Genomic DNA, 21,735 nt, shown 5'->3' with positions numbered 1-21,735 from the left:
CCGCTTGGCCTTTGATGCTGCGCGTTTTAGGGTGTGGGTCACATGATCACAAGGCAGCAACGATGGATCTGTTCGAAGACGACGGCCCCGGTGGCAATACGCCCGAATTCACGGTGTCCGATATTTCCGGCGCGGTCAAAAAGACCATCGAGGGCGAATTCGGCCACGTGCGCGTGCGCGGTGAGATCGGGCGGGTGTCCCGGCCGCGGTCGGGCCATGTCTATCTGGACCTCAAGGATGATCGGTCGGTGCTGTCGGGGATCATCTGGAAAGGCCGGGCCGATGGGCTGGTTCAGCAACCGGAAGAGGGGATGGAGGTCATCGCCACGGGCAAGCTGACGACGTTTCCCGGCCAGTCGAAATACCAGATCATCATCGAGGACATGACGCCTGCGGGGGCCGGCGCATTGATGGCGATGCTGGAAAAACGCAAGGCGGCCCTGCAGGCCGAGGGGTTGTTTGACCCGGCACGCAAGCAGGCCCTGCCGTTTCTGCCAGAGATCATCGGTGTCGTGACCTCGCCCAGTGGTGCGGTGATCCGCGACATCCTGCACCGCCTGCGGGATCGGTTCCCGCGCAAGGTGCTGGTCTGGCCCGTCGCGGTGCAAGGCGCGAAATGCGCCCCCGAGGTCGCGCAGGCGATCCGGGGATTCAATGCGCTGACGCCGGGCGGTGCCTTGCCCCGGCCCGATCTGATCATCGTGGCGCGCGGTGGCGGGTCGATCGAGGATCTGTGGGGGTTCAACGAGGAAATCGTCGCGCGCGCTACGGCCGACAGTGCCATTCCGCTGATCAGCGCCGTGGGGCACGAGACCGATACCACGCTGATCGACTATGTATCGGACAGACGTGCGCCCACGCCGACGGCCGCAGCGGAAATCGCGGTGCCGGTGCGTATGGAGCTGAAGGCCGGTCTGGACCAGATGGGCGCGCGGATCAGCCGGGCCGTCAGCGCCGGATTGGTGCAGCGCGATCAGCGTCTGCGCGATCTGGGGCGGGGATTGCCACAACCCGAAGCGCTGTTGCAGGGGCCGCGACAGCGCCTGGATTATCTGGGCGAGCGATTGCCTGGTGCGCTGCGGGCGGCGGCGAACAAGAAGCGGGTGCAACTGGCCGATGCGGCCCTGCGGCCTGCCTTGTTGGCGCGCGGCGTGGCGGAACAGCGGCGCAGGCTTGATGCGCTGGCTGCGCGACTGGTCGCACCGGACATGGGACGGGCGCAGGATCGTCTGTTGCATGTCCTGGGGCGTTTGTCGGACCGGGCCGGACGCGATCTGGAACGGCGACGCGCCCGTGTGGATGCGCTGGACCGCGTGCGCGAGTCGGTGGGTTACAAGGAAACCCTGCGCCGGGGCTATGCCGTGGTCCGCGGGGACGGTGCGGTGGTGACAAGCACGCAATTGGCCGCCAGGGCCCGTGAGGTCGAGATCGAATTCGCGGATGGACGCGTGGTGGTCGGTGACGATCCGCAAGGCAGGCTTGTCTAGGACAGCAGATCCGGGCCGGGACAGGACAGCGTGGTTTCCTGCGCCTCGACCAGCACGGTGCCGAATTGCGCAGAGACCGCGCGCAGGCCTGTTTCAGTCAGCGTGACATCCCAGCATTTCGGGATTGGGTCACCGTCGTAGACGAAACAGATGGCACCGCCAGATGCGAACCATCTGCCGTCAACGCAGGTGTTGGGGGACGCTGACCAGCGCACGCGCTGGTCCGGCAGATATTCCTCTATGCCGAATACCGTGCCGTCGGGGGCTGCAAAGGACAGGGTTCGGCCGGTGGCATATGCGTCGAATTCGGGGCCTGTCATGGGATCGGCCAGCGCGGGTGCTGTCAGCACGCACAAGAGGGCTGCCGCGGTTCTCATGCGGTCAGCCGGGCGACGCGGCGGTCCATCACGCGGCGCCACAGCGGGGGGAACAGCGCAAGACTTGCCATGGCGGGCAGGCTGCGGGGCAATCTGGGGGCATCCGCATGAAGCTGAAGTTCCGGGAACGGGCGGGCAGGATGGGCGTGGTGGTCAGCGTGGCGTGGTGCGTTCAGCATCAGCGCGCTGGAAAACCACTGCGGTGCGTCCCAGCTGTGCTGTGGGCCGACCGGCTCTGGCTTGCCGTTGATGATGCGCCGGGTCAGGCCGTAGTGCTGGACGTAGTCCGACAGCATCAGCTGCCCCTGTGCATACACAACGATGACGAGGTACGTCAGCAGGCCCAGCGGTCCGCCCAGCAGGGCTGCGGCGATACAGAACCCCAGTCCGCCCGCGACATAGGTCACATAGGGGTTGTGCCACAGGCCGCGGCCCACGCGGTCCAGTCGCGCCTTTTCCGCGCGATACCCCTTGCGAAAGGCATCCATCCAGGCGCGCGGCACATAGGACCAATAGCCTTCGCCAAGACGTGCGGTGGCGGGGTCATCCGGGGTCGCGACCAGCCGGTGGTGGATCAGCACATGGGCGGATGTATGGTGGCCGTAGAGCTGCGAGATATAGATCCAGCGGCCCAGCATGTTCAGGGGACGGGCCCCCTTGTGGATCAATTCATGCGCATTGGAATTGCTGACCTGCCCAAGATAGAGTCCGGTTGCGATGATCAGGCCGATGGACTGCCATAGCCCGATCTGACCGGTGCCGACGGACCAGACGGCCAGGCCCAACAGGACGAAATGCGCAAGGGCCAGCACGATGCTGAGCGGGTCGGCGGCCGGAAATTCGCGGTCTTGTGCTGATGCGGGTACGATGCGGACCAGCTGGTCCATCAGGTATGTGAACCCGCTGATGTAAAACAGGGCCAGCCAAACCCAGATCCCACCCCAGAACGCGCCCGCCAGCAACAGTGGCAGCGGAACAAGTGTCGCAAATGAGAAGAGCGCAAGTGCAGGCATGGCTATTTCCGGGTTTACTGCCTCAAGGCGTATCACGGGGCGCGGGGCGCTGTCGCGGCCCAGATTGCCGCATGACACGACGTCGCTGCGCGGGATGTTGATGATCCGTCGCTTTTGCATGGTGAAACGGGACGGGTGCGGGTTAGGTTCCCGGTGGAACGTGCAGGGGAGAAACGGCATGGCACTTGATCAGGACAAGGGTGTCTGGAAATCCGGCAAGGGCAAGGGGCGGCGCACGCCCAAGGGTCGCCAACTGGACGATCTGGCCTGGGATCAGATCCGCGATCTGCTGGGCGACCGGCCCCGCCAGCGCGACATGTTGATCGAATATCTGCACCTGATACAGGACGCCTACGGCTGTCTGTCTGCCGCCCATCTGCGCGCGTTGGCCGAGGAAATGCGACTGTCCCAGACCGAAGTTTACGAAGTCGCAACCTTCTACGCGCATTTTGATGTGGTGAAGGAGGGTGAAACACCACCGCCCGCGCTGACGATCCGCATCTGCGAATCGCTGTCGTGCGAACTGGCGGGGGCGCAGGCGCTGAAACAGGCGCTGATCGACGATCTGCCGGCGGACCGTGTGCGCGTGGTGCGTGCGCCCTGCATGGGGCGGTGCGACACTGCACCCGCGCTGCATCTGGGGCATCATGCGATCGACAACGCGACCGTGGCCAAGGTGCGCGCGGCGATTGATGCAGGTCATACCCACGCCGAAATACCCGCATATGAGGGGCCGGAGGCATATCAGGCCGCAGGCGGCTATGACACGTTGCGGGACTTGCGGGCTGATGGCGATTGGGAGGCGGTTCAGGCGCAGGTCGCGGAATCTGGCTTGCGGGGCCTTGGCGGTGCCGGTTTTCCGTCCGGCAAGAAATGGGGTTTCGTGCGGGCCGAGGCCGGACCGCGCTACATGGCCGTCAACGGGGACGAGGGCGAACCAGGCACGTTCAAGGACCGCTGGTATCTGGAACGCACGCCGCATCTCTTCCTTGAAGGGATGTTGATCGCAGCCTGGGCCGTCGCGGCGGATCGCATCTATTTGTACATGCGTGACGAATACCCCGCCGCCATCGCGATCTTGCGGGATGAACTGGCGCGTCTGGAACAGGCGGGAATCATATCGCCGGGCTATGTTGATCTGCGACGCGGGGCGGGCAGTTACATCTGTGGCGAGGAATCCGCCATGATCGAGAGCATCGAAGGCAAGCGCGGCATTCCGCGTCACAGGCCGCCTTATGTGGCGCAGCGTGGCATATTCGATCGCCCGACCCTGGTGCATAATGTCGAAACGCTGATCTGGGTCGCGCGCATCTGCCGCGAAGGGCCGCAGGTCTTGTCGGCGGTGGAAAAGAACGGTCGCCGCGGGTTGCGGAACTATTCGGTGTCGGGCCGCGTCAAGGAGCCGGGTGTCTACCTGCTGCCTGCGGGATCGACGATCACTGATGTCATCGCGGCGGCAGGAGGCATTTGCGCGGGTCACAGGTTCATGGCGTATCAACCGGGCGGTCCGTCATCAGGACTGCTGCCCGCACGGATCGATGATGTGCCGCTGGATTTCGACACTCTGGCACCTTACGGCACCTTTATCGGCTCCGCTGCGGTCGTGGTCCTGTCCGATCAGGACAGCGCGCGCGCGGCGGCGCTGAACATGCTTGAATTCTTCGCCGACGAATCCTGCGGGCAATGCACGCCCTGCCGGGTCGGATGCGAAAAGGCGGTGAAACTGATGCAGGCCGATCGCTGGGATCAGGATTTGCTGGAGGACCTGAGCCAGGTCATGGTCGATGCCTCGATCTGCGGGCTGGGGCAGGCGGCCCCGAATGCGATCCGGTCCACGATCAAGTTCTTTCCGGACGAGGTCTAGTTGCGGTAGACGGCGCAGCTGCAACCATTGGCCCGCGCGGTCTGGCACACCCTGTTTGCGTCGGCTGACGATTGTGCGGCGACCCGTGCCATGTAGTAGCCTTGACGCCCCGAGACGCGATTGCGCACAAACACGAGGTCCAAGGCGCGGCCGCCCCTGTCGAACCCGCAATCGCCCGCGCGGCGGGTGTAGGCGCGTGTTGCCTCTTGCTTGGTCCGGCCAAAAGCCAGTTGCGCGCCACATGGCGCAAATCGGGGTTCCGGTGGCGGGTAGCGTGTCATGATGCGGTCGCGGGCCAGTGCCACGCAGGCCTGCTGGAACGGCATGTCGCCCTGTAGCCTGAAATCAGGGTCGGCTGGCGCTGCGTCACGCCAGGTTTCAGCGGAATGGCCTGTGATGATCTGCACATAGTCCACGGTTTCGGGCATCAATCCGGCGGCCTGCGTGATCCACCCCTCGGCGCGGCGTTCGCCACCGTTATATCCCACGGCGGCCAGACCGACATTGCCGTAGGTCCGGGTCATCTCGCCCAGATAGCGTCCGGCATGTTCCAGTGCCAGCGCCGGGTTCAGGCTGTCGCGCAGACCGCGTAGCTGTGCCGTGCTGTCGATAAACTGTGCGATGCCACGGGCGTTGGCCGGCGAAAGCGCGTTGGGGTCAAAGCGACTTTCTTGCCAGATCAGGCGCGCGAAGAACCCCGGTGGCAGCGCATTTACATCAGCGAAATGCGCGATGGCCTGACAGGTGTCATGGGCAAAATGCGCCGGTCGGATGCATTGGACGTTCCCCCATTTGCCGCTGCTGCACAGCGTGCCCGGTTCTGACTGGGCGGCCCCGGGCCCTGCGAGGGCGATCAGAAACAGGACAATGCGCAACATGTCACAGGTTAGAGCCAGTGCAGGTGTCCCGGTCAAGCGTCGCTCTCTTTTCTTTGAGAGCGCGAGGGACTAGCTAGGGTGCAACTGATCAAGGCGGACCCGATGGCATTTTTCAAAAAACTCAAGGACAAGATGTTCCGGTCGTCGTCGAAACTGGACGAGGGGCTGGATGCCATCGTGTCAGAGGGGGGTGCCGCCGAGGCAGATGCCCCGGTGCCTGCGCCTGAACCGCATGTGCGTCCGGACCCGCAGACGCCGCCCGCGCCGGTCATGGATGACCCATCACCCCAGCCCCCGGCCTCGGCCAGCCAGCCCGGCATTCTTGGCGGGCTGTTCAAGGGCAGGGATGCGGCCCCGGTGGTGCGGCGCACGCTGGATGACGACATGGTCGAGCAACTCGAAGAGCTGCTGATCGCCGCCGATATGGGGGTTGATACCGCGCTGCGCGTCACCGCCAACATGGCCGAAGGACGTCTGGGCCGGAAATTGTCCGTGTCTGAAATCAAACAGCTGCTGGCTGATGAGGTGACGCGGATCATGGACCCGGTCGCGCGACCGATGCCGCTGTATGCGCATCGCCCGCAGGTGGTGCTGGTGGTGGGCGTGAACGGGTCGGGCAAGACCACGACGATCGGCAAGTTGGCGAGCCAGTTCAAGGCGGCGGGCAAATCGGTCGTGATTGCTGCGGGCGACACGTTCCGTGCCGCGGCGGTCGAACAGCTTCAGGTGTGGGGCGACCGGGCCGGCGTGCCGGTACTGACGGCACCAGAGGGATCGGACCCTGCGTCTCTGGCCTTTGACGCCATGACCAAGGCGCAGGCGGACGGCGCTGATCTGTTGATGATCGACACGGCGGGGCGGTTGCAGAACCGGGCCGACCTGATGGAAGAACTGTCCAAGATCGTGCGCGTGATCCGTAAGAAAGACCCCGATGCGCCGCATAACACCCTGCTGGTGCTGGATGCGACCACCGGTCAGAATGCGCTGCAACAGGTCAAGGTGTTTCAGGAACTGGCAGATGTGTCGGGCCTCGTGATGACGAAACTGGACGGCACAGCCAAGGGCGGCGTGCTGGTGGCGCTGGCCGACAAGTTCGGCCTGCCGATCCACGCCATCGGCGTGGGCGAACAGATCGACGACCTGGCACCGTTCGATCCCGAGGATTTTGCCGCAGCATTGGTCGGGTTGGACCGACCGTGATGCAGGCCGCAAGGAAGGTAAGTTAATGAGTGAACGCAAGATCAACCCGGTGCTGAAGCAGGTGCTGGAACTGGGGCCGACGCTGGCGTTTTTCATCATCTACCAGCGGTTGGATGAACGCACATTTGACATAGGCGGCACCGCCTATTCGGGGTTCATCGTGGCGACCCTGCTGTTCGTGCCGATCATGCTGGTCGCAATGGCGATCCTGTGGGCGCTGACCGGCAAGTTGAGCCGGATGCAGGTGTTCACCGCTGTCATGGTGATCTTTTTCGGCGGGCTGACGGGCTATTTCAACGACGAACGCTTTTTCAAGATGAAGACCACGATCGTCTATACGTTCCTCGCGGCGATCCTGGGGTTCGGGCTGTGGCGCGGGCGGTCCTATCTGGAATGGGTCATGGGTGAACTGATCCCGATGCGCACCGCCGGCTGGATGCTGCTGACCCGGCGGATCACGGCGTTTTTCGTCTTTCTCGCGGTGTTCAACGAAATCCTGTGGCGCACGCAGTCGACCGATGTCTGGGTCAAGGTCGAAACCTTTGGTTTTCCGGCCCTGATGATGGTGTTCATGGTCTGGCAGATCATGGGGCTGGAACCCTACATGATCCAGCAAGACAAGGATGCCGAGGAAACCGACGCCTAGCGCATTTCGTGCATATGTGATGACACATGCCGCCATCCCGTGATGCGCGAGGGTGATTGCCTGACGGTATCGACAATAGTCGTCGCCATGGTCTGCGTGAACCGTATGCCGCAGGTGTCGCCCCGGACCCACCTGATCTGGGCGCTGATCCGCTGATGCAGCACCTCCAGCATGATCTGGTCACCACGCTGGACGTTGATCAGACCGCGCAGGCGTGCGCCTGCCTGATTGATGTCTGTGATTTGCGCACTGGACCGGCCGTGGGCCGTACCTGCGATGGTCGGGAAATCTGTCGGATAACGGTGGTGACGGTAAATCTGGGTCATGGCGGTCCCTCTTTGGTTGCAGGGATACGCTAGGTCGAAATGATGAAGGCGGCGTTAGCCGCGCAGTTCTGCGTGCAGGGCCCTGCCGCGCTGCACGGCGGGACGCGCGCTGACCGTTTCCAGCCAGCGTGCAAGGTGGGGTTTGTCATCCAGCGTCTGTTGCTGACCTTGCCACAGGGACGCCCAGCCCCAGCAGGCGATATCCGCAATGCTGTACTGGTCCCCGGCCAAAAATTCCGTGCGCGACAGCTGCCGGTCCATGACGCCATACAGGCGCGCGGTTTCCCCCCGGTAGCGGTCCTGGGCATAGGGGATGTCGTGGCCTGCACGCGGGGCGAATTTCAGGAAATGGTGCGCCTGACCCGCCATCGGGCCAAGGCCGCCCATCTGCCACATCAGCCATTGGTCCACCGCAACCCGGTCGCGAGGTGTCTCACCCGCGAGGCGTCCGACCTTGTCTGCCAGGTAGCGCAGGATCGCGCCCGACTCGAAAATCGAGATCGGCGCGCCGTCCGGCCCGTCAGGGTCCACGATGGCGGGGATGCGGTTGTTGGGGCTGATTGCCAGAAACGCGGGGGCATGCTGGTCGCCTGCGCCGATGTCGATCAGATGCGTCACGTAGGGCAGGCCACATTCCTCGAGCATGATCGACGCCTTCCATCCGTTGGGCGTCGGCCAGAAATATAGGTCGATGGGGTCCGGCATGGTCCAGCCTGTGTGCAATCGGCGGCGCGACTGCCGCGCATATGACTATTCACGACAATCCACGGCGAGGCAACGCTGCCGCCTGCTTGACCCACGGGGCGGTCGGGCGTATGCGATGCGCGTGGTGATTTGATGCCGGATTGCGGACCACGTTAAACATTCCGCTAAAAGGGTGAGGGGTTTGCCCCGATACCTGTGGTGTCGGGGTTTTTCTTTGCCTTGAAAGGGCCTGATATGTCGAACTGGAACAAGCGGACCAAGGCGGTCCATGCAGGCACACGCCGAAGCCAATACGGCGAAGTGTCCGAGGCGATTTTTCTCACGCAGGGGTTTGTCTATCCCACGGCCGAGGATGCGCAGGCCCGGTTCGAGGCCGCTGGCGACGACGAATTCATCTATGCCCGCTACGGCAACCCCACCACCGCGATGTTCGAGGATCGGATCGCCGCAATCGAAGGGGCCGAGGACGCATTTGCCTGTGCATCCGGCATGGCGGCCGTGTCGGGCGCGCTGATGGCCACGCTCAAGGCGGGCGATCACGTTGTGTCGTCGCGCGCGTTGTTCGGGTCCTGCCTCTATGTGCTGGAGGTCGTGTTGCCGCGTTTCGGGGTCGAGGTGACATTCGTGGACGGTGCCGATCTTGATCAGTGGCGTGCTGCCGTGCGCGACGACACCACGGTCGTGTTTTTCGAGAGCCTGTCAAACCCCGCGCTGGAGGCCGTTGATATCGCCGCCGTGTCGCAGATCGCCCATGACAAGGGGGCGATGGTGACGGTCGACAACGTCTTTGCCACGCCGGTCTATACGCGGGCCTTTGAGCTGGGCGCGGATGTCGTGATCTACTCGGCCACGAAACACATCGACGGGCAGGGCCGGTCTCTGGGCGGCGTGATCCTGGGCCAGCGCGATTTCATCCGGGGTCCGATCGAGACCTACATGAAACATACCGGCGGCTCGATGTCGCCCTTTACCGCCTGGACGCTGGTCAAGAGCCTGGAGCACATGGAACTGCGCGTGCGCGCACAGACAGCCAGCGCCGAACAGATTGCCCGCGGTCTGGAAGGGCATCCCGGCCTGACACGCGTGATCTATCCGGGCCTTGCCAGCCATCCGCAGCATGACCTGTGCATGGCGCAGATGGGCTGTGGCGGCACCTTGCTGGCCATCGACACCGGGTCAAAAGAGGCCAGCTTCAAACTGTTGAATGCCCTGAAAATCTGGCTGATCTCGAACAATCTGGGCGATGCGAAATCCATTGCGACGCCGCCTGCATCTACAACGCACCAGCGCCTGCCCGCCGACCAAAAGGCACATCTGGGCATCACACCGGGTCTGATCCGGTTGTCTGTCGGCCTCGAGGATGCGGGCGATCTGCTGGACGATCTGACGCAGGCACTCGACATAGCCGGGTCATAAAAATGCATTAGCTTTGTTTTCATAATCAAAGGACGCCCCATATAGTGGCCTCCGATGTCGTCCCAAGGAGGGCCCGATATGAACAAGCACATGCGTGAACCCATGACCCCAACCCGCGAACAGGCCGAGGATGCCTTGCGCCTGTTGCGCAGCTGGGCGGGTGATGCCGCACCAGAAGAAGTGGCGGACCTCGATCCGCTGCTGTCGCGTCTGATCCCCGGTGCGGTCCAGTCGAATTATCCTGCACTCGCAAGAGCGTATCCCGAGGATTTCGCGGTCGACGACAGCTATCGCGCGTCAATGCCGGATTTGCAGAATGGTCCGTCCAGCCTGATCCGGGGGGCCAAGGCGCAGATCCAGCACGTCGGCATCAGCAATTTCCGACTGCCGATCCGGTTTCACACGCGCGACAATGGCGACCTGACGCTGGAAACCAGCGTGACCGGGACCGTGTCGCTGGAGGCCGAGAAAAAGGGCATCAACATGTCCCGCATCATGCGGACATTCTATGGCTATGCCGAAGAGACATTCAGCTTTGACGTGATGATCAAGGCGCTGGATGCCTATATCACCGACCTCGAAAGCTTTGACGCGCGCATCCAGATGCGGTTCTCGTTCCCGATGAAGATCGAGAGCCTGCGGTCGGGGTTGTCGGGCTATCAGTATTACGACATCGCGCTGGAGGTGGTCGAACGCGATGGCGTGCGCCAAAAGATCGTGCACTTGGACTACGTTTATTCCAGCACCTGCCCCTGTTCGCTGGAATTGTCGGAACACGCCCGCCAGTTCCGCGGGCAGCTGGCCACGCCGCATTCGCAGCGGTCGGTCGCGCGTCTGTCCGCCGTGATCGCACCCGACACCCCGATCCTGTGGTTCGAGGATCTGGTGGAACTGGCGCGGTCCGCGGTGCCGACCGAAACGCAGGTCATGGTGAAACGCGAGGACGAACAGGCCTTTGCGGAACTGAACGCCGCCAATCCGATTTTCGTCGAAGACGCGGCGCGTCTGTTCACGCAGGCGCTGGAGGCCGATCAGCGTATCGGTGATTTCCGGGTGGTCGCCAGCCATCAGGAAAGCCTGCACAGCCACGACGCCGTGTCGGTGCTGACACGCGGCCCGACGTTCGAATCCACGTCGCTGGACCCGCGTCTGTTCGCGTCACTGTTCCACGTCGGTTAATATAGGTGCATCTACTTTGGGGGCCGTGCGGACGTCAGTCCACGCGGCCCCTTTGCATTTGGCCGACAAGGCTCACTGACATTCAGGTTGATGTTGATGGCGCACGGGTATTGGCCGTTGCAATCTGCCCGATTGACTGACCCTGTTTGTCCCCCGGTCCCGCAAAACTGGCCGAAATTCCGCAAGCTTGGCCCCAGACCAGTCGATCAGCACGGGACACGGCATGGATCAAATTGCGGACGAAGCCGACCTCTGCCGCGTCTGCGCCAAGGTCAGCTTTGAAAGCAGATGACAATGATTTTGTAGGGACCTATTCCCGAACCCGGGTTTCAAAGCGCTTATTGAGGAGTAGTTCGGATGATTGCCTATGTCACGGTCGGCGCAGATGACATCGCACGGGCAGAGCGGTTCTACTCTGCTTTTTTGCTCCCCCTTGGCTATGCCCTCGAAGAATACCACGGAGACTTGAGTTACATCCCCCCGGGACCACCCGGTCAGAAACCGACCTCTCCCGATTTCTATGTAAAATCCCCTTTCGATGGTCGTCCTGCATCGCCTGGCAACGGTTGCATGGTGGCATTTGAAGCAAGCAGCCAGGTCCAAGTTCGCGAACTTCACGCGGCAGCCCTGGCTGCTGGTGGGGCCGACGAGGGGCAGCCGGGCTTTCGTGCTTCATACGGCTCTCATTTCTACGTTGGCTATCTTCGCGATCCTCACGGAAACAAGGTTGCGTTGTTCTGCGACAGATCAGACGAACCCGGACGCGACGATTGAAACCAAATGATTGCTGACATTTGTACAGCTAGCAGCACTGGTCACTCTTGGGCTCAAACCGGGCCTTTGCTGCAGAGTCCTTTCCGGTCGGTTCATGGGGGTGACCTGACGGGCAACGTCACCAGACCGCCACCGACGATGCCCGACAGGGCGCGGGCACTGCGTCCACGCTTGACAGGGCAGGGCGGACGGGCGACCGATAGCCGATGATTGATCTGCGCCCCGTTGGATATGTAATCGGCCTGCTGGTGACGGCTTTGGGCATGTTCATGCTGTTTCCGATGCTGGCGGATCTGCTGGCCGACAACGGTCACTGGCCTGTCTTTGCCGAAAGCGCGATCCTGTGCATCCTGACTGGCGGGTTGATGGCGCTGGCCTGTTCGAACGGCGTGTCGCAAGGCCTGACGCTGCGACAGACGTTCCTGCTGACCTCGGCGGTCTGGGTTACGCTCCCGGCCTTTGGGGCCTTGCCGTTCATGCTGGGGGCCACCCAGTCCAATCTGACGGACGCCGTATTCGAGGCCATGTCCGGCCTGACCACAACGGGGGCCACCGTGCTGGGCGGGATCGAGACCTTGCCCGACGGGATCAAGCTGTGGCGCGGCATCCTGCAATGGCTGGGCGGCATAGGTATCATCGTGGTCGCGATGGTCTTTCTGCCCGAACTCAAGGTCGGGGGGATGCAGATTTTCCGGTCCGAAGCCTTTGACACGATGGGAAAGATCCTGCCGCGTGCGGGTCAGATCGCGGCCAGCATCTCGGTCATCTATGTCACGCTGACCGTGTCCTGCGGGATCATTTATTATGCGCTGGGCATGCCGGGACTGGATGCGCTGACCCATGCGATGACGACGGTGTCCACGGGCGGAATGGCCAATAGTGACGCCTCATTCGGGGCATACGGCGCAGGCGTCCATTATGTCGCGACGGCGTTCATGTTCCTCGCGGCGCTGCCGTTTGTGCGGTATGTGCAGATGATGGGCGGGGCAGGGCGGCCGATCCTGACGGACAGCCAGATCCGCACGTTCATCTGTATCATCATCGTCTGCGTCGTGATGATTTCATTCTGGGTCTGGGCCCGCGAAAATGCGGTGACGGAACTGGCCTTTCGCGAGGCGTTGTTCAACGTCACGTCGATCGTGACCGGCACGGGATATGCCAGCGCGGACTACATGCAATGGGGCACCTTTCCCATCGTCATGTTCTTTTTCATCGGTCTGATCGGGGGCTGCGCGGGGTCCACCGCCTGTTCGGTCAAGGTGTTCCGCTATCAGTTGCTCTTCGCGTCGATCAAGACGCAGATCCGCCAGATCCACAGCCCCCATGCGGTGTTCGTGCCGCGCTACGAGGGCAAGCCGGTGAATGCGGATGTCATGAATTCGGTCATGGCGTTTTTCGTCGCGTTTCTGCTGCTGCTGGGCCTGTTTTCGGTGCTACTGGGGCTGACGGGGCTGGATTTCGTGACGGCCGTATCGGGTGCCGCTACGGCGCTGGCCAATGTCGGCCCCGGTCTGGGGGCTGAAATCGGGCCGGCGGGCAGCTTTGCCGGGCTGAACCCGACGGCCAAGTGGCTGCTGGCCGCGGCCATGTTCATCGGGCGGCTGGAAATCATGGTGGTGCTGGTGCTGATCAGCCCGCGGTTCTGGCGGACCTGATTACCAGCAATCCACCAGCACGGTGTTGTCCGCCGCCAGCAGCGTCAGTGTTTCGGGCGGCATGAACGCCAGACTGTCGGTGATCTGTGCCGCGATCCCGGCCTGATCCAGAAACCCGATGATGGTTTCGGAATCGACCAGAAAACTGACGTCCGCCGGCAGAACCTGCCCGGCCCCTGTCGCGCGGGGCAGCAACATCCCCAGCACAGCGCCACCATTGTCGAACACCGGGCCACCCGCATCGCCAGGTTCCGCCGCAAGTGCGAGCCGCTTGATATCTTTTTCACCGTTCAGGCCGCGGATGTCGGACAGCCGGCCAAAGGTCAGCGTGGGCGCAGGCAGCACGCCCCCGAACGGATAGCCCGCAACGGCGATTTCGGATTGCAGGCGCGGCACCTGCGTTTGGAATGCAGCGACCGCCTGCGGTGCCAGTGGTTGCGCGGGTTCCAGCACCGCCAGCCCAAGGGCTGCATCGCTGGCCGTCACTGTGGCGGCATCGCTTCCGTTCAGGGTAATTTCGGTGCAGCTGTCCAGTTTGGTTGCCGCAGTCAGCACGGTGCCGGTGTCCGAGATGTAGAAACCCGCCTGTGATAGGCGCGGTTTGCGCACCTCCAGACCGGCCACCAGATCGATGGCCTGATCCTCGTCCGGGCGGGCCAATGCCGGGTCCAGCACGCCTTCGGTCGTGGCAAAGCTGGCGATCATCTCGTCGCGGATGCGGCTGAACCGGGCAGTGTCCCCGGCAGGCCAGACGAGGGCGAACCCCTTGATCTGCCCGTCTGACAGCTGGGCCGTGACGTAGGTTTCCACCCGCGGCCCAACGGCGTTGATCTCGAAACGGTCATCACCGCGCTGCCGGTCGCCGTCGGTCGGCACGATGGCGAGGGTTTGCAGGATTTCATAAAGACCGAACAGGCGGTTCTGGTCGCCCTCTTGGGAAATCAGCAGCACCTGCGCGTCCAGCGCATCGGATTTCGGACCAAAGCGGGCAAAGGGCGGTTCATATTCGGTGAAACTGACCACTCCGGTGGGAATCTGCACGGCGATCCCGGCGGCATCATCGCGGATCAATTGCAGGTTCATGCCGTCCAGCACCGCGTTGTAGGCGGTGGTCAGCACGTCTCGCTGCAAGGTCGTCAAAACCCCGGTCGGGTCATAACCGTTTGCAAGTTGCCAGGCTTCCATCGCGCTGCGGGTGCCGCGGCCAAAGGCCCCGTCGATGGCCGAATCGTAATAGCCCGCCCATTGCAGGGCGATTTGCAGATCCTGCTTTTCGCTGCGCGTCAGGGTCTGTTCGGACACGCGCGCCTCTTGCACGGTTTCATCCGCAGCTGGCGCGGGCAGTTCGACCACCTGGTCCACGACGTCAGTCGCCGGTGCGTCCGGTGCCGCAGGTGGCGTCACCTCTGTCTGGGTCGCACCTGCTGCGGGATAGAATTGGTCCGTGAACCGTTCGCCGTCCGTCAAGAACGCGTCGTCCGGTGCAATGCCCGCCTGCCGCAAAACACGCAGGGCCGCGGTCGCCTGATCCCGGGTCGCGAACGGTCCGATGACCACGGCATTCCAGCGTCCGCCCAGATTATAGCCCAGCACGTTGTCCTGCGTCGCGTCATAGACCTGTGCGCGGGTGATGGCCGCGGCCGTCGTTGGCTGCGCCTCGAGCTGGATGAACGTACCGTCTTGGGCCAGCGCGGGCCCCGCCAGCGTCAACAAACCTGCTCCGATCAAAAGACACGCATTCAACTTCAACATTCCGGGCCCTTGTGCGCTGTCGGTCATTCGACCGGGTTTTATCAGACGGCATCACCGGCGCAGCACAATTCGGCGTGTGACAATGACTTGGCGGTGAATGTGACCTGATTGACCCTGTCGGCCCAGCCGCCTATTCACCGTCGCAACAATTGATGAGGGTGACATGGCCGACACACCACGCAGTTTTCAGGAAATCATCCTGCGGCTTCAGACCTATTGGGCCGGCCGCGGCTGCGCCGTGATGCAGCCCTACGACATGGAGGTCGGCGCCGGCACGTTCCACCCGGCCACCACCCTGCGGTCGCTGGGGTCGAAACCCTGGGCTGCGGCCTATGTGCAGCCCTCGCGCCGTCCGACCGACGGGCGCTATGGCGAAAACCCGAACCGGTTGCAGCATTATTACCAGTATCAGGTGCTGATCAAACCCAGCCCGCCCGATCTGCAAGAGCTGTATCTGGGGTCGCTTGCGGCCATCGGGATCGACGCGCAGATGCATGACATCCGGTTCGTCGAGGACGACTGGGAGAGCCCGACACTGGGGGCCTGGGGGCTGGGCTGGGAGGTCTGGTGCGACGGCATGGAAGTCAGCCAGTTCACGTATTTTCAGCAGGTCGGCGGGCACGACTGCAAACCTGTCTCGGGCGAGCTGACCTACGGTCTGGAACGTCTGGCGATGTATGTGCTGGGCGTCGATCATGTGATGGAAATGCCCTACAACGACCCGCAGTCGCCCATCGCACTGACCTATGGCGATGTGTTCTTGCAGACCGAACAGGAATACGCGCGTTGGAATTTTGATGTGGCCGATACAGATACGCTGCTGCAACATTTCAAGGATGCAGAGGCGGAATGCGCGCGCATCCTGGCCGAACCGGCCACGGACCCCAAGACGGGCAAGCAGATCATCATGGCGCATCCGGCCTATGATCAGGCGATCAAGGCCAGCCATCTGTTCAACCTGCTGGATGCGCGCGGCGTGATTTCCGTGACCGAGCGGCAGGCCTATATCGGACGTGTGCGCGCCCTGACCAAGGCCTGCGCTGATGCATTCGTGCAGACGGCCGCCGGTGGTGCCGCGGCATGATCGCCCGCTTATTCATAGGAGCAACGGTGCTGATAGCTTTGATCGCGGGCGTGGCCCTCTATTACCTGCAAGTCTACGCCTATTACGAAGAAGTGGCGGTCGAGGACGCAAATGTGCAATTTGTCTCGCTGATTTCCGGCGAGGCAGAGCCGCTGACGTTCGAAAACTACAAGGGGATCGACAGCCTCTCCAGTCCGCTGCGCTATCGTGCCTGCTACGAGATGCCGACCTCGCTGGCCATGATGACCGAAACCTACCAGATTGCAGATGAGGCCGCACCGCGTGTCGCCCCCGATTGGTTCGACTGTTTCGACGCCCGCCAGATCGGTGCCGATCTGGAATCCGGAATTGCCATCGGTTTCTTGGGGCAAAAGGACGTGACCTATGGCATCGACCGGATCGTTGCGGTCTATGATGACGGTCGCGCCTATGCCTGGCACCAGATCAACGACTGCGGCGAGGTCGTGTTCGACGGCAACCCCGCACCCGAAAATTGCCCACCGCCCCCTGAAAGCACCCGCTGATGTCTGACCTATTGATCGAGCTCTTTTCCGAGGAAATCCCCGCGCGGATGCAGACGCAGGCCGCCGCCGATCTGAAAAAGCGTGTGACCGACGGGCTGGTCGAGGCGGGGCTGACCTATGCCTCGGCGGCTGCGTTTTCCACGCCGCGCCGCCTGACGCTGTCGGTCGAAGACCTGACCACCGAAAGCCGCGCCGTGCGCGAGGAACGCAAGGGCCCCAAGGTCGGTGCACCCGAACAGGCCGTTGCAGGGTTTCTGCGGTCCACCGGCCTGACACTGGACCAGCTCGAGGTGCGCGATGACAAGAAAGGCCAGTTCTACGTCGCCGTCATCGAAAAGCCGGGCCGCAGCGCCCCTGAAATCATCGCAGAGGTGCTGGACGCCACGATCCGCAACTTTCCCTGGCCCAAATCCATGCGCTGGGGATCGGGCAACCTGCGCTGGGTGCGTCCGCTGCATACGATCCTGTGTATCCTGACGGACGAAGAAGGCGCGCGGGTCGTCCCGCTGGAGGTTGACGGCATCGCGGCGGGCAACACCACCCGCGGTCATCGTTTCATGGGGCCGGATGCGTTTTCCGTCACGTCGTTCGACGACTACGAGGCCAAGCTGAAACGTGCGCGCGTGATGCTGCGGGCCGACGAACGCGCCGATGCAATCTGGAACGATGCGTCGTCGCAGGCCTTTGCGCTGGGCCTCGATCTGGTCGAGGATCGCGGCTTGCTGGCAGAGGTGGCCGGGCTGGTCGAATGGCCCGTCGTCCTGCTGGGCAAGATCGACGATCAGTTTCTGGACCTGCCGCCAGAGGTCTTGCAGACCTCGATGAAGGAACACCAAAAGTTCTTTTCCGTGCGCAACCCGAAAACGGGCCGGATCGAACGGTTCGTGACGGTCGCCAATATCGAGGCGGCGGATGACGGGGCCACGATCTTGGCCGGTAACCAAAAGGTGCTGTCCGCGCGGCTGGCGGATGCGAAATTCTTTTGGGATAATGATTTGCGCGTGGCAAAGGGTGGCATGCAGCCGTGGCTGGATAGCCTGTCGGACGTGACCTTTCACAACAAGCTGGGCAGCCAGCGCGACCGGATCGACCGGATCGCCGCACTGGCGCGGGCATTGGCACCGGTGACGGGGGCTGACGCAGACGAGGCCGAAGAGGCGGCAAAGATGGCCAAGGCTGACCTGTCGTCGGAGATGGTGTTCGAATTCCCCGAATTGCAGGGTTTGATGGGCCGCTATTACGCGGGTCTTGCGGGCAAGTCGGACGCCGTGGCCGCCGCTGCTCAAGAACATTATCAGCCGCTGGGCCCGTCGGATGATGTGCCGACAGCGCCCGTGTCCGTGACCGTGGCGCTGGCCGACAAGCTGGACACGCTGACCGGGTTCTGGGCGATTGACGAAAAACCGACCGGATCCAAGGACCCGTTCGCGCTGCGCCGTGCCGCGCTGGGGGTCATTCGGTTGGTGCTGGAAAATGATCTGCGGATGCCGTTGACGGACACGTTCGGCGATGCGGAATGGTCGGCGCACCTGCTCTCCTTCTTCCACGACCGCCTGAAGGTCTACCTCAAGGACCAGGGCATTCGCCACGATGTCATAGACGCGTGCATCGCCATGCCGGGGAACGACGATCTGAGCTTGTTGGTGAAACGGGCGCGGGCCTTGCAGGCGACATTGGCCACTGACGATGGGGAAAACCTGATCCAGGGGTTCAAGCGGGCAAACAATATCCTGACCCAGGCCGAGGCCAAGGACGGGGTCGAATATTCCTACGGTGCCGACCGCAAGTTCGCCGAAGCGGACGCGGAAACGGCGCTGTTCGACGCCCTCGATGCTGCGGATGCAAAGATCGCGCCGGCGATGGCGGCCGAGGATTTCGGCACCGCAATGACTGCCATGGCGGCCCTGCGCGGCCCGATCGATATGTTTTTCACCGATGTGCAGGTGAACGCCGAATCGACCGTCGTGCGGCGCAACCGTCTGAATCTGCTGTCCCGTATTCGGCAAATTTGCCTGTCCGTCGCCGATCTGACGCGAATTGAGGGCTGATGTAGCGTCAAGTTGACAGTTGGGGCGGACGCGGACTTTACAGGTTGGCGCGCTGCCCCATATGCTGAACTGACGAAAGGATGCCGCAGTGCAGCAATATGCCCCCTTTGACGATGTGACATTGATTACACCGACAGCGCGGATGTCGCCGGACGTTCACGGTGGCCGTGCCAAGTGTCTGCAACGTCTGATCCGGCTGGATATGCCGGTGCCGACGACAGTGGCGCTGTCGTTCGATGCGGTCCTGCGCTGTGCAAAGGGCCAGTTGCCGGACATGAAGGCCATTCTGGCCCCCTTTGGCCCGCAGCCGCTGTTGTCGGTGCGTCCGTCCAGTCAGGACCCTGATTGGGGCGGGCCGGGTGCGATCCTGAATATCGGGATGAACGATGCCTGCCTGCCGCTGTTGGCGGACAGGATCGGCCAGACCGAGGCGGAAACGCTGTACCTGCGGTTCGTGCAGACCTACGCGGTGTCCGTCGCCCGTCTGGACCCCGAGGCGTTTGATTTTCCGCATCTGGGCCCGGCCGATGCGCTGCGTGCAGCCCGCGAGTCCTACGAGGCCGAGGCGGACGAGCCATTTCCACAGGATGTGAGCACCCAGTTGACCGAGGTCTTGCGGTCGATGGCGCGGGCCTGGGATGGCACCACCGCGCGCCTGCTGCGCGAGGCCAAGGGCGCGCCCGGCGACGCGGGTCTGGGGCTGGTCGTGCAGGAACTGGCGCTGAGCGTCGGCAAGGGCGAAAGCGGCACCGGCCTCATTCACTTCATCAACGAGGACACGGGCGTCCCACAGGTGCGCGGACGCTATCGCAGTCAAAGCCAGCAGCGCGACGCACGCGCAAGCGAAGGTGCGCTGTATCTGACCAAGGACCCGCGTGGGCCAGCCCTCGAGGATATCGCGCCCGATATCTTTTCCCAGCTGATCCGGTTCGGGGATATCGCGCGGACCCGGCTGCGCGAGGAAATGCAGATCGAATTCACGATCGAAAACAACATCCTGCACATTCTGGATGCGGTGCGTGTGCAGCGGTCCAGCCGGGCGCTGGTGCAGGTTGCCGTGGCGCTGGCGCAGGACGGTGTGATCCCGCGCGAAGAGGCCGTGATGCGCGTGCCGCCCTCGTCCCTGTCCGAACTGCTGCACCGTCAGGTTGATCCAACTGCGGCGCGCGACGTGATCGTGCGCGGTATCGCGGCCAGTCCCGGTGCTGCGACGGGCCGCATCGTGCTGAGCGCGAACGAGGCGCAGGCCAGTGCGGCGAGGGGCGAATCCTGCGTGCTGGTGCGGCGCGAAACCACGCCCGAGGATATTCGCGGCATGCATGCGGCACAGGCGGTTCTGACGATCCGGGGTGGCATGACCAGTCATGCGGCGGTGATCGGGCGCGGCTTGGGCGTTCCATGCGTTGTCGGTGCGTCTGACTTGATCATCGACCGCAAGGGCGGTTGGATCGAGGCCCCCGGCGGGCGCAGGTTCAATGTCGGTGACACGATAACAGTCGATGGCACCACGGGTGCCGTGCTGGCCGGTGCGCCCGACATGCTGGAAGCCGCATTGGACGATGCGTTCCAGACCTTGCTGTCCTGGGCGGATGCCGTGCGCGACATCGGCGTGCGGGCCAATGCCGACACGCCAAAGGATGCGCAAACGGCCAAGAACTTTATGGCCGAGGGGATCGGTCTGTGCCGGACCGAGCACATGTTCTTTGACGGGGACCGCATCGGGGTCATGCGCGAGATGATCTTTGCCGGGACCGCCGATGACCGGCGCGCGGTGCTGGATCGCCTGCTGCCCATGCAGCGCGACGATTTCGAGGCGTTGTTCAGCATCATGGAAGGCCGGCCGGTCTGTATCCGCCTGTTCGACATGCCACTGCATGAATTCCTGCCCTACGACAAATCCGGCCAGCGTGACCTGGCCGAACAGCTGGATCTGCCCTTGTCCACGGTCGTGGAACGGATGCAGGGGCTGAGTGAATACAACCCCATGCTGGGTATGCGTGGCGTGCGTCAGGGAATCGCGATCCCCGAAATCTATGAAATGCAGGCCCGTGCGATCTTCGAGGCGACGGCGCGTGCCTGGGGCAGGGGCATGCCGGTGCAACCTGAGATCATGATCCCGCTGATCAGCGCCGTGCGCGAGGTCGAGCTGATCAAGCTGCGCCTGGACAAGATTGCTGCCGAAGTGCGCGGTGCCACGGGCGTGGATTTCAAGTTCAAGCTGGGCGTCATGGTGGAAACACCGCGCGCGGCGTTGCGGGCGGGCGACATTGCGCAGTTCACCGATTTTCTGTCGTTCGGCACCAACGACCTGACGCAGATGACCTATGGTCTGTCCCGCGATGACGCTGGACGGTTCATGTCGGCTTATGTCAAACAGGGCGTCTATCCCGAGGACCCGTTCCACAGCCTTGATCTGGATGGCGTGGGAGAGCTGCTGGCCATCGGTGCGATGCGCGGCCGCCAGACGCGGTCCGACGTGGTTTTGTCGATCTGCGGGGAACATGGCGGCACGCGACCCGCGATCGCATTCTGCCGTGCGCAGGGATTCGATTACGTGTCCTGCTCGCCGTTTCGGGTGCCTGCGGCGCGGCTGTCTGCCGCACAATTGACGCTGCTGGATGCCCGTATGGCGTCATCGGCGGGTTCTGGCCGAACGTAACCGACTGGGCTTTCGTCGAAAAGTCAAAGTAGAGCGTGAATCTGCCGAGCAATTTCGCCGGAAGATGCCAGACTTTACCTTTGGGGAAGTGTCGGCTAGGTGGTCGCCGCTGGCGTGGGGCTGACCGCGTTTCCTTGCGAGGTATGAC

18 protein-coding genes and 1 riboswitch are annotated in these 21,735 nt (G+C 63.0%); of the genes, 12 read left to right on the top strand and 6 right to left on the bottom strand.

Annotated features, from left to right (window positions below; genetic code table 11):
• Positions 1 to 62: 62 nt before the first annotated feature.
• Positions 63 to 1,487, top strand: coding sequence for an exodeoxyribonuclease VII large subunit (gene xseA, locus AN189_RS08730; RefSeq protein WP_056034083.1), 1,425 nt, complete (start codon positions 63 to 65; stop codon positions 1,485 to 1,487).
• On the opposite strand, the gene AN189_RS08725 is transcribed toward xseA, so the two are convergent.
• The gene (locus tag AN189_RS08725; protein ID WP_157057429.1) at positions 1,484 to 1,864 is read right to left on the bottom strand and encodes a hypothetical protein; all 381 of its coding nucleotides are present in this window, start codon (positions 1,862 to 1,864) and stop codon (positions 1,484 to 1,486) included. The two genes, xseA and AN189_RS08725, sit on opposite strands and share 4 nt — an antisense overlap.
• A complete protein-coding gene (locus tag AN189_RS08720) occupies positions 1,861 to 2,997 on the bottom strand; it encodes an alkane 1-monooxygenase (protein ID WP_253279581.1) in 1,137 nt (378 codons plus the stop codon). The genes AN189_RS08725 and AN189_RS08720 overlap by 4 nt, the downstream gene beginning before the upstream one ends.
• A 58-nt stretch (positions 2,998 to 3,055) precedes the next feature.
• On the opposite strand from AN189_RS08720, the gene AN189_RS08715 reads away from it, so the two are divergent.
• Positions 3,056 to 4,741, top strand: coding sequence for an NAD(P)H-dependent oxidoreductase subunit E (locus AN189_RS08715; protein ID WP_056034077.1), 1,686 nt, complete (start codon positions 3,056 to 3,058; stop codon positions 4,739 to 4,741).
• On the opposite strand, the gene AN189_RS08710 is transcribed toward AN189_RS08715, so the two are convergent.
• Complete coding sequence (locus AN189_RS08710) at positions 4,738 to 5,619, bottom strand: lytic transglycosylase domain-containing protein (RefSeq protein WP_056034074.1); 882 nt, start codon at positions 5,617 to 5,619, stop codon at positions 4,738 to 4,740. The two genes, AN189_RS08715 and AN189_RS08710, sit on opposite strands and share 4 nt — an antisense overlap.
• A gap of 102 nt (positions 5,620 to 5,721) precedes the next feature.
• Here AN189_RS08710 and ftsY point away from each other — a divergent pair, with 102 nt between their 5' ends.
• Together ftsY and AN189_RS08700 are read left to right on the top strand one after the other, a co-directional pair.
• Positions 5,722 to 6,819: a signal recognition particle-docking protein FtsY gene (ftsY, locus tag AN189_RS08705; protein WP_056034326.1), complete on the top strand. Its 1,098-nt coding sequence runs from the start codon at positions 5,722 to 5,724 to the stop codon at positions 6,817 to 6,819.
• 25 nt (positions 6,820 to 6,844) lie between these two features.
• The gene (locus AN189_RS08700) at positions 6,845 to 7,465 is read left to right on the top strand and encodes an inner membrane-spanning protein YciB (RefSeq protein ID WP_056034071.1); all 621 of its coding nucleotides are present in this window, start codon (positions 6,845 to 6,847) and stop codon (positions 7,463 to 7,465) included.
• Here the strand turns inward: AN189_RS08700 and AN189_RS08695 are convergent.
• Together AN189_RS08695 and AN189_RS08690 are read right to left on the bottom strand one after the other, a co-directional pair.
• A complete protein-coding gene (locus AN189_RS08695) occupies positions 7,462 to 7,791 on the bottom strand; it encodes a PilZ domain-containing protein (protein ID WP_056034069.1) in 330 nt (109 codons plus the stop codon). The genes AN189_RS08700 and AN189_RS08695 overlap by 4 nt on opposite strands.
• Before the next feature lie 54 nt (positions 7,792 to 7,845).
• Positions 7,846 to 8,496 (bottom strand): glutathione S-transferase N-terminal domain-containing protein, encoded by a 651-nt coding sequence (locus AN189_RS08690; RefSeq protein WP_056034065.1) that lies wholly within the window; start codon positions 8,494 to 8,496, stop codon positions 7,846 to 7,848.
• A gap of 111 nt (positions 8,497 to 8,607) precedes the next feature.
• A riboswitch (SAM riboswitch) is annotated at positions 8,608 to 8,685 on the top strand.
• Between the two features lie 45 nt (positions 8,686 to 8,730).
• On the opposite strand from AN189_RS08690, the gene metZ reads away from it, so the two are divergent.
• The 4 genes from metZ to AN189_RS08670 all read left to right on the top strand — a co-directional run bounded on the left by metZ (position 8,731) and on the right by AN189_RS08670 (position 13,520).
• The gene (gene metZ / locus AN189_RS08685; RefSeq protein ID WP_056034323.1) at positions 8,731 to 9,912 is read left to right on the top strand and encodes an O-succinylhomoserine sulfhydrylase; all 1,182 of its coding nucleotides are present in this window, start codon (positions 8,731 to 8,733) and stop codon (positions 9,910 to 9,912) included.
• A gap of 78 nt (positions 9,913 to 9,990) precedes the next feature.
• Positions 9,991 to 11,091, top strand: coding sequence for a GTP cyclohydrolase FolE2 (gene folE2, locus AN189_RS08680; protein ID WP_083484324.1), 1,101 nt, complete (start codon positions 9,991 to 9,993; stop codon positions 11,089 to 11,091).
• A gap of 357 nt (positions 11,092 to 11,448) precedes the next feature.
• Positions 11,449 to 11,865: a VOC family protein gene (locus tag AN189_RS18765; RefSeq protein ID WP_083484323.1), complete on the top strand. Its 417-nt coding sequence runs from the start codon at positions 11,449 to 11,451 to the stop codon at positions 11,863 to 11,865.
• A gap of 206 nt (positions 11,866 to 12,071) precedes the next feature.
• Positions 12,072 to 13,520: a TrkH family potassium uptake protein gene (locus AN189_RS08670; protein WP_056034055.1), complete on the top strand. Its 1,449-nt coding sequence runs from the start codon at positions 12,072 to 12,074 to the stop codon at positions 13,518 to 13,520.
• On the opposite strand, the gene AN189_RS08665 is transcribed toward AN189_RS08670, so the two are convergent.
• A complete protein-coding gene (locus AN189_RS08665; RefSeq protein WP_056034319.1) occupies positions 13,521 to 15,272 on the bottom strand; it encodes a trypsin-like peptidase domain-containing protein in 1,752 nt (583 codons plus the stop codon).
• 163 nt (positions 15,273 to 15,435) lie between these two features.
• Between AN189_RS08665 and AN189_RS08660 the strand changes: the two genes are divergently transcribed.
• From AN189_RS08660 to AN189_RS08645, 4 genes are all read left to right on the top strand, one after another.
• Entirely contained in the window at positions 15,436 to 16,356 is a 921-nt protein-coding gene (locus AN189_RS08660) for a glycine--tRNA ligase subunit alpha (RefSeq protein WP_056034053.1), read from the top strand.
• The gene (locus tag AN189_RS08655) at positions 16,353 to 16,880 is read left to right on the top strand and encodes a DUF6446 family protein (RefSeq protein WP_172794886.1); all 528 of its coding nucleotides are present in this window, start codon (positions 16,353 to 16,355) and stop codon (positions 16,878 to 16,880) included. Before AN189_RS08660 ends, AN189_RS08655 begins: the two co-directional genes overlap by 4 nt.
• A complete protein-coding gene (gene glyS / locus AN189_RS08650) occupies positions 16,880 to 18,928 on the top strand; it encodes a glycine--tRNA ligase subunit beta (protein WP_056034049.1) in 2,049 nt (682 codons plus the stop codon). Before AN189_RS08655 ends, glyS begins: the two co-directional genes overlap by 1 nt.
• A gap of 142 nt (positions 18,929 to 19,070) precedes the next feature.
• On the top strand, positions 19,071 to 21,587 hold the full coding sequence (locus AN189_RS08645) for a putative PEP-binding protein (RefSeq protein ID WP_083484322.1): 2,517 nt from the start codon (positions 19,071 to 19,073) through the stop codon (positions 21,585 to 21,587).
• The last annotated feature ends 148 nt before the right edge of the window (positions 21,588 to 21,735 follow it).

The sequence above is a fragment of the Loktanella sp. 3ANDIMAR09 genome, assembly GCF_001420005.1.
Classification (GTDB): domain Bacteria; phylum Pseudomonadota; class Alphaproteobacteria; order Rhodobacterales; family Rhodobacteraceae; genus Loktanella.
Note: the sequence above shows the minus strand (reverse complement) of the source record. Positions and strands in the feature narration are given on the sequence as shown.

Bases quoted from the DNA above. Each gene is read 5' to 3' on its own strand.
- xseA (WP_056034083.1), top strand. From the start codon at position 63: ATGGATCTGTTCGAAGACGACGGCCCCGGTGGCAATACGCCCGAATTC.
- AN189_RS08725 (WP_157057429.1), bottom strand. From the start codon at position 1,864: ATGAGAACCGCGGCAGCCCTCTTGTGCGTGCTGACAGCACCCGCGCTG.
- AN189_RS08720 (WP_253279581.1), bottom strand. From the start codon at position 2,997: ATGCAAAAGCGACGGATCATCAACATCCCGCGCAGCGACGTCGTGTCA.
- AN189_RS08715 (WP_056034077.1), top strand. From the start codon at position 3,056: ATGGCACTTGATCAGGACAAGGGTGTCTGGAAATCCGGCAAGGGCAAG.
- AN189_RS08710 (WP_056034074.1), bottom strand. From the start codon at position 5,619: ATGTTGCGCATTGTCCTGTTTCTGATCGCCCTCGCAGGGCCCGGGGCC.
- ftsY (WP_056034326.1), top strand. From the start codon at position 5,722: ATGGCATTTTTCAAAAAACTCAAGGACAAGATGTTCCGGTCGTCGTCG.
- AN189_RS08700 (WP_056034071.1), top strand. From the start codon at position 6,845: ATGAGTGAACGCAAGATCAACCCGGTGCTGAAGCAGGTGCTGGAACTG.
- AN189_RS08695 (WP_056034069.1), bottom strand. From the start codon at position 7,791: ATGACCCAGATTTACCGTCACCACCGTTATCCGACAGATTTCCCGACC.
- AN189_RS08690 (WP_056034065.1), bottom strand. From the start codon at position 8,496: ATGCCGGACCCCATCGACCTATATTTCTGGCCGACGCCCAACGGATGG.
- metZ (WP_056034323.1), top strand. From the start codon at position 8,731: ATGTCGAACTGGAACAAGCGGACCAAGGCGGTCCATGCAGGCACACGC.
- folE2 (WP_083484324.1), top strand. From the start codon at position 9,991: ATGAACAAGCACATGCGTGAACCCATGACCCCAACCCGCGAACAGGCC.
- AN189_RS18765 (WP_083484323.1), top strand. From the start codon at position 11,449: ATGATTGCCTATGTCACGGTCGGCGCAGATGACATCGCACGGGCAGAG.
- AN189_RS08670 (WP_056034055.1), top strand. From the start codon at position 12,072: ATGATTGATCTGCGCCCCGTTGGATATGTAATCGGCCTGCTGGTGACG.
- AN189_RS08665 (WP_056034319.1), bottom strand. From the start codon at position 15,272: ATGTTGAAGTTGAATGCGTGTCTTTTGATCGGAGCAGGTTTGTTGACG.
- AN189_RS08660 (WP_056034053.1), top strand. From the start codon at position 15,436: ATGGCCGACACACCACGCAGTTTTCAGGAAATCATCCTGCGGCTTCAG.
- AN189_RS08655 (WP_172794886.1), top strand. From the start codon at position 16,353: ATGATCGCCCGCTTATTCATAGGAGCAACGGTGCTGATAGCTTTGATC.
- glyS (WP_056034049.1), top strand. From the start codon at position 16,880: ATGTCTGACCTATTGATCGAGCTCTTTTCCGAGGAAATCCCCGCGCGG.
- AN189_RS08645 (WP_083484322.1), top strand. From the start codon at position 19,071: ATGTCGCCGGACGTTCACGGTGGCCGTGCCAAGTGTCTGCAACGTCTG.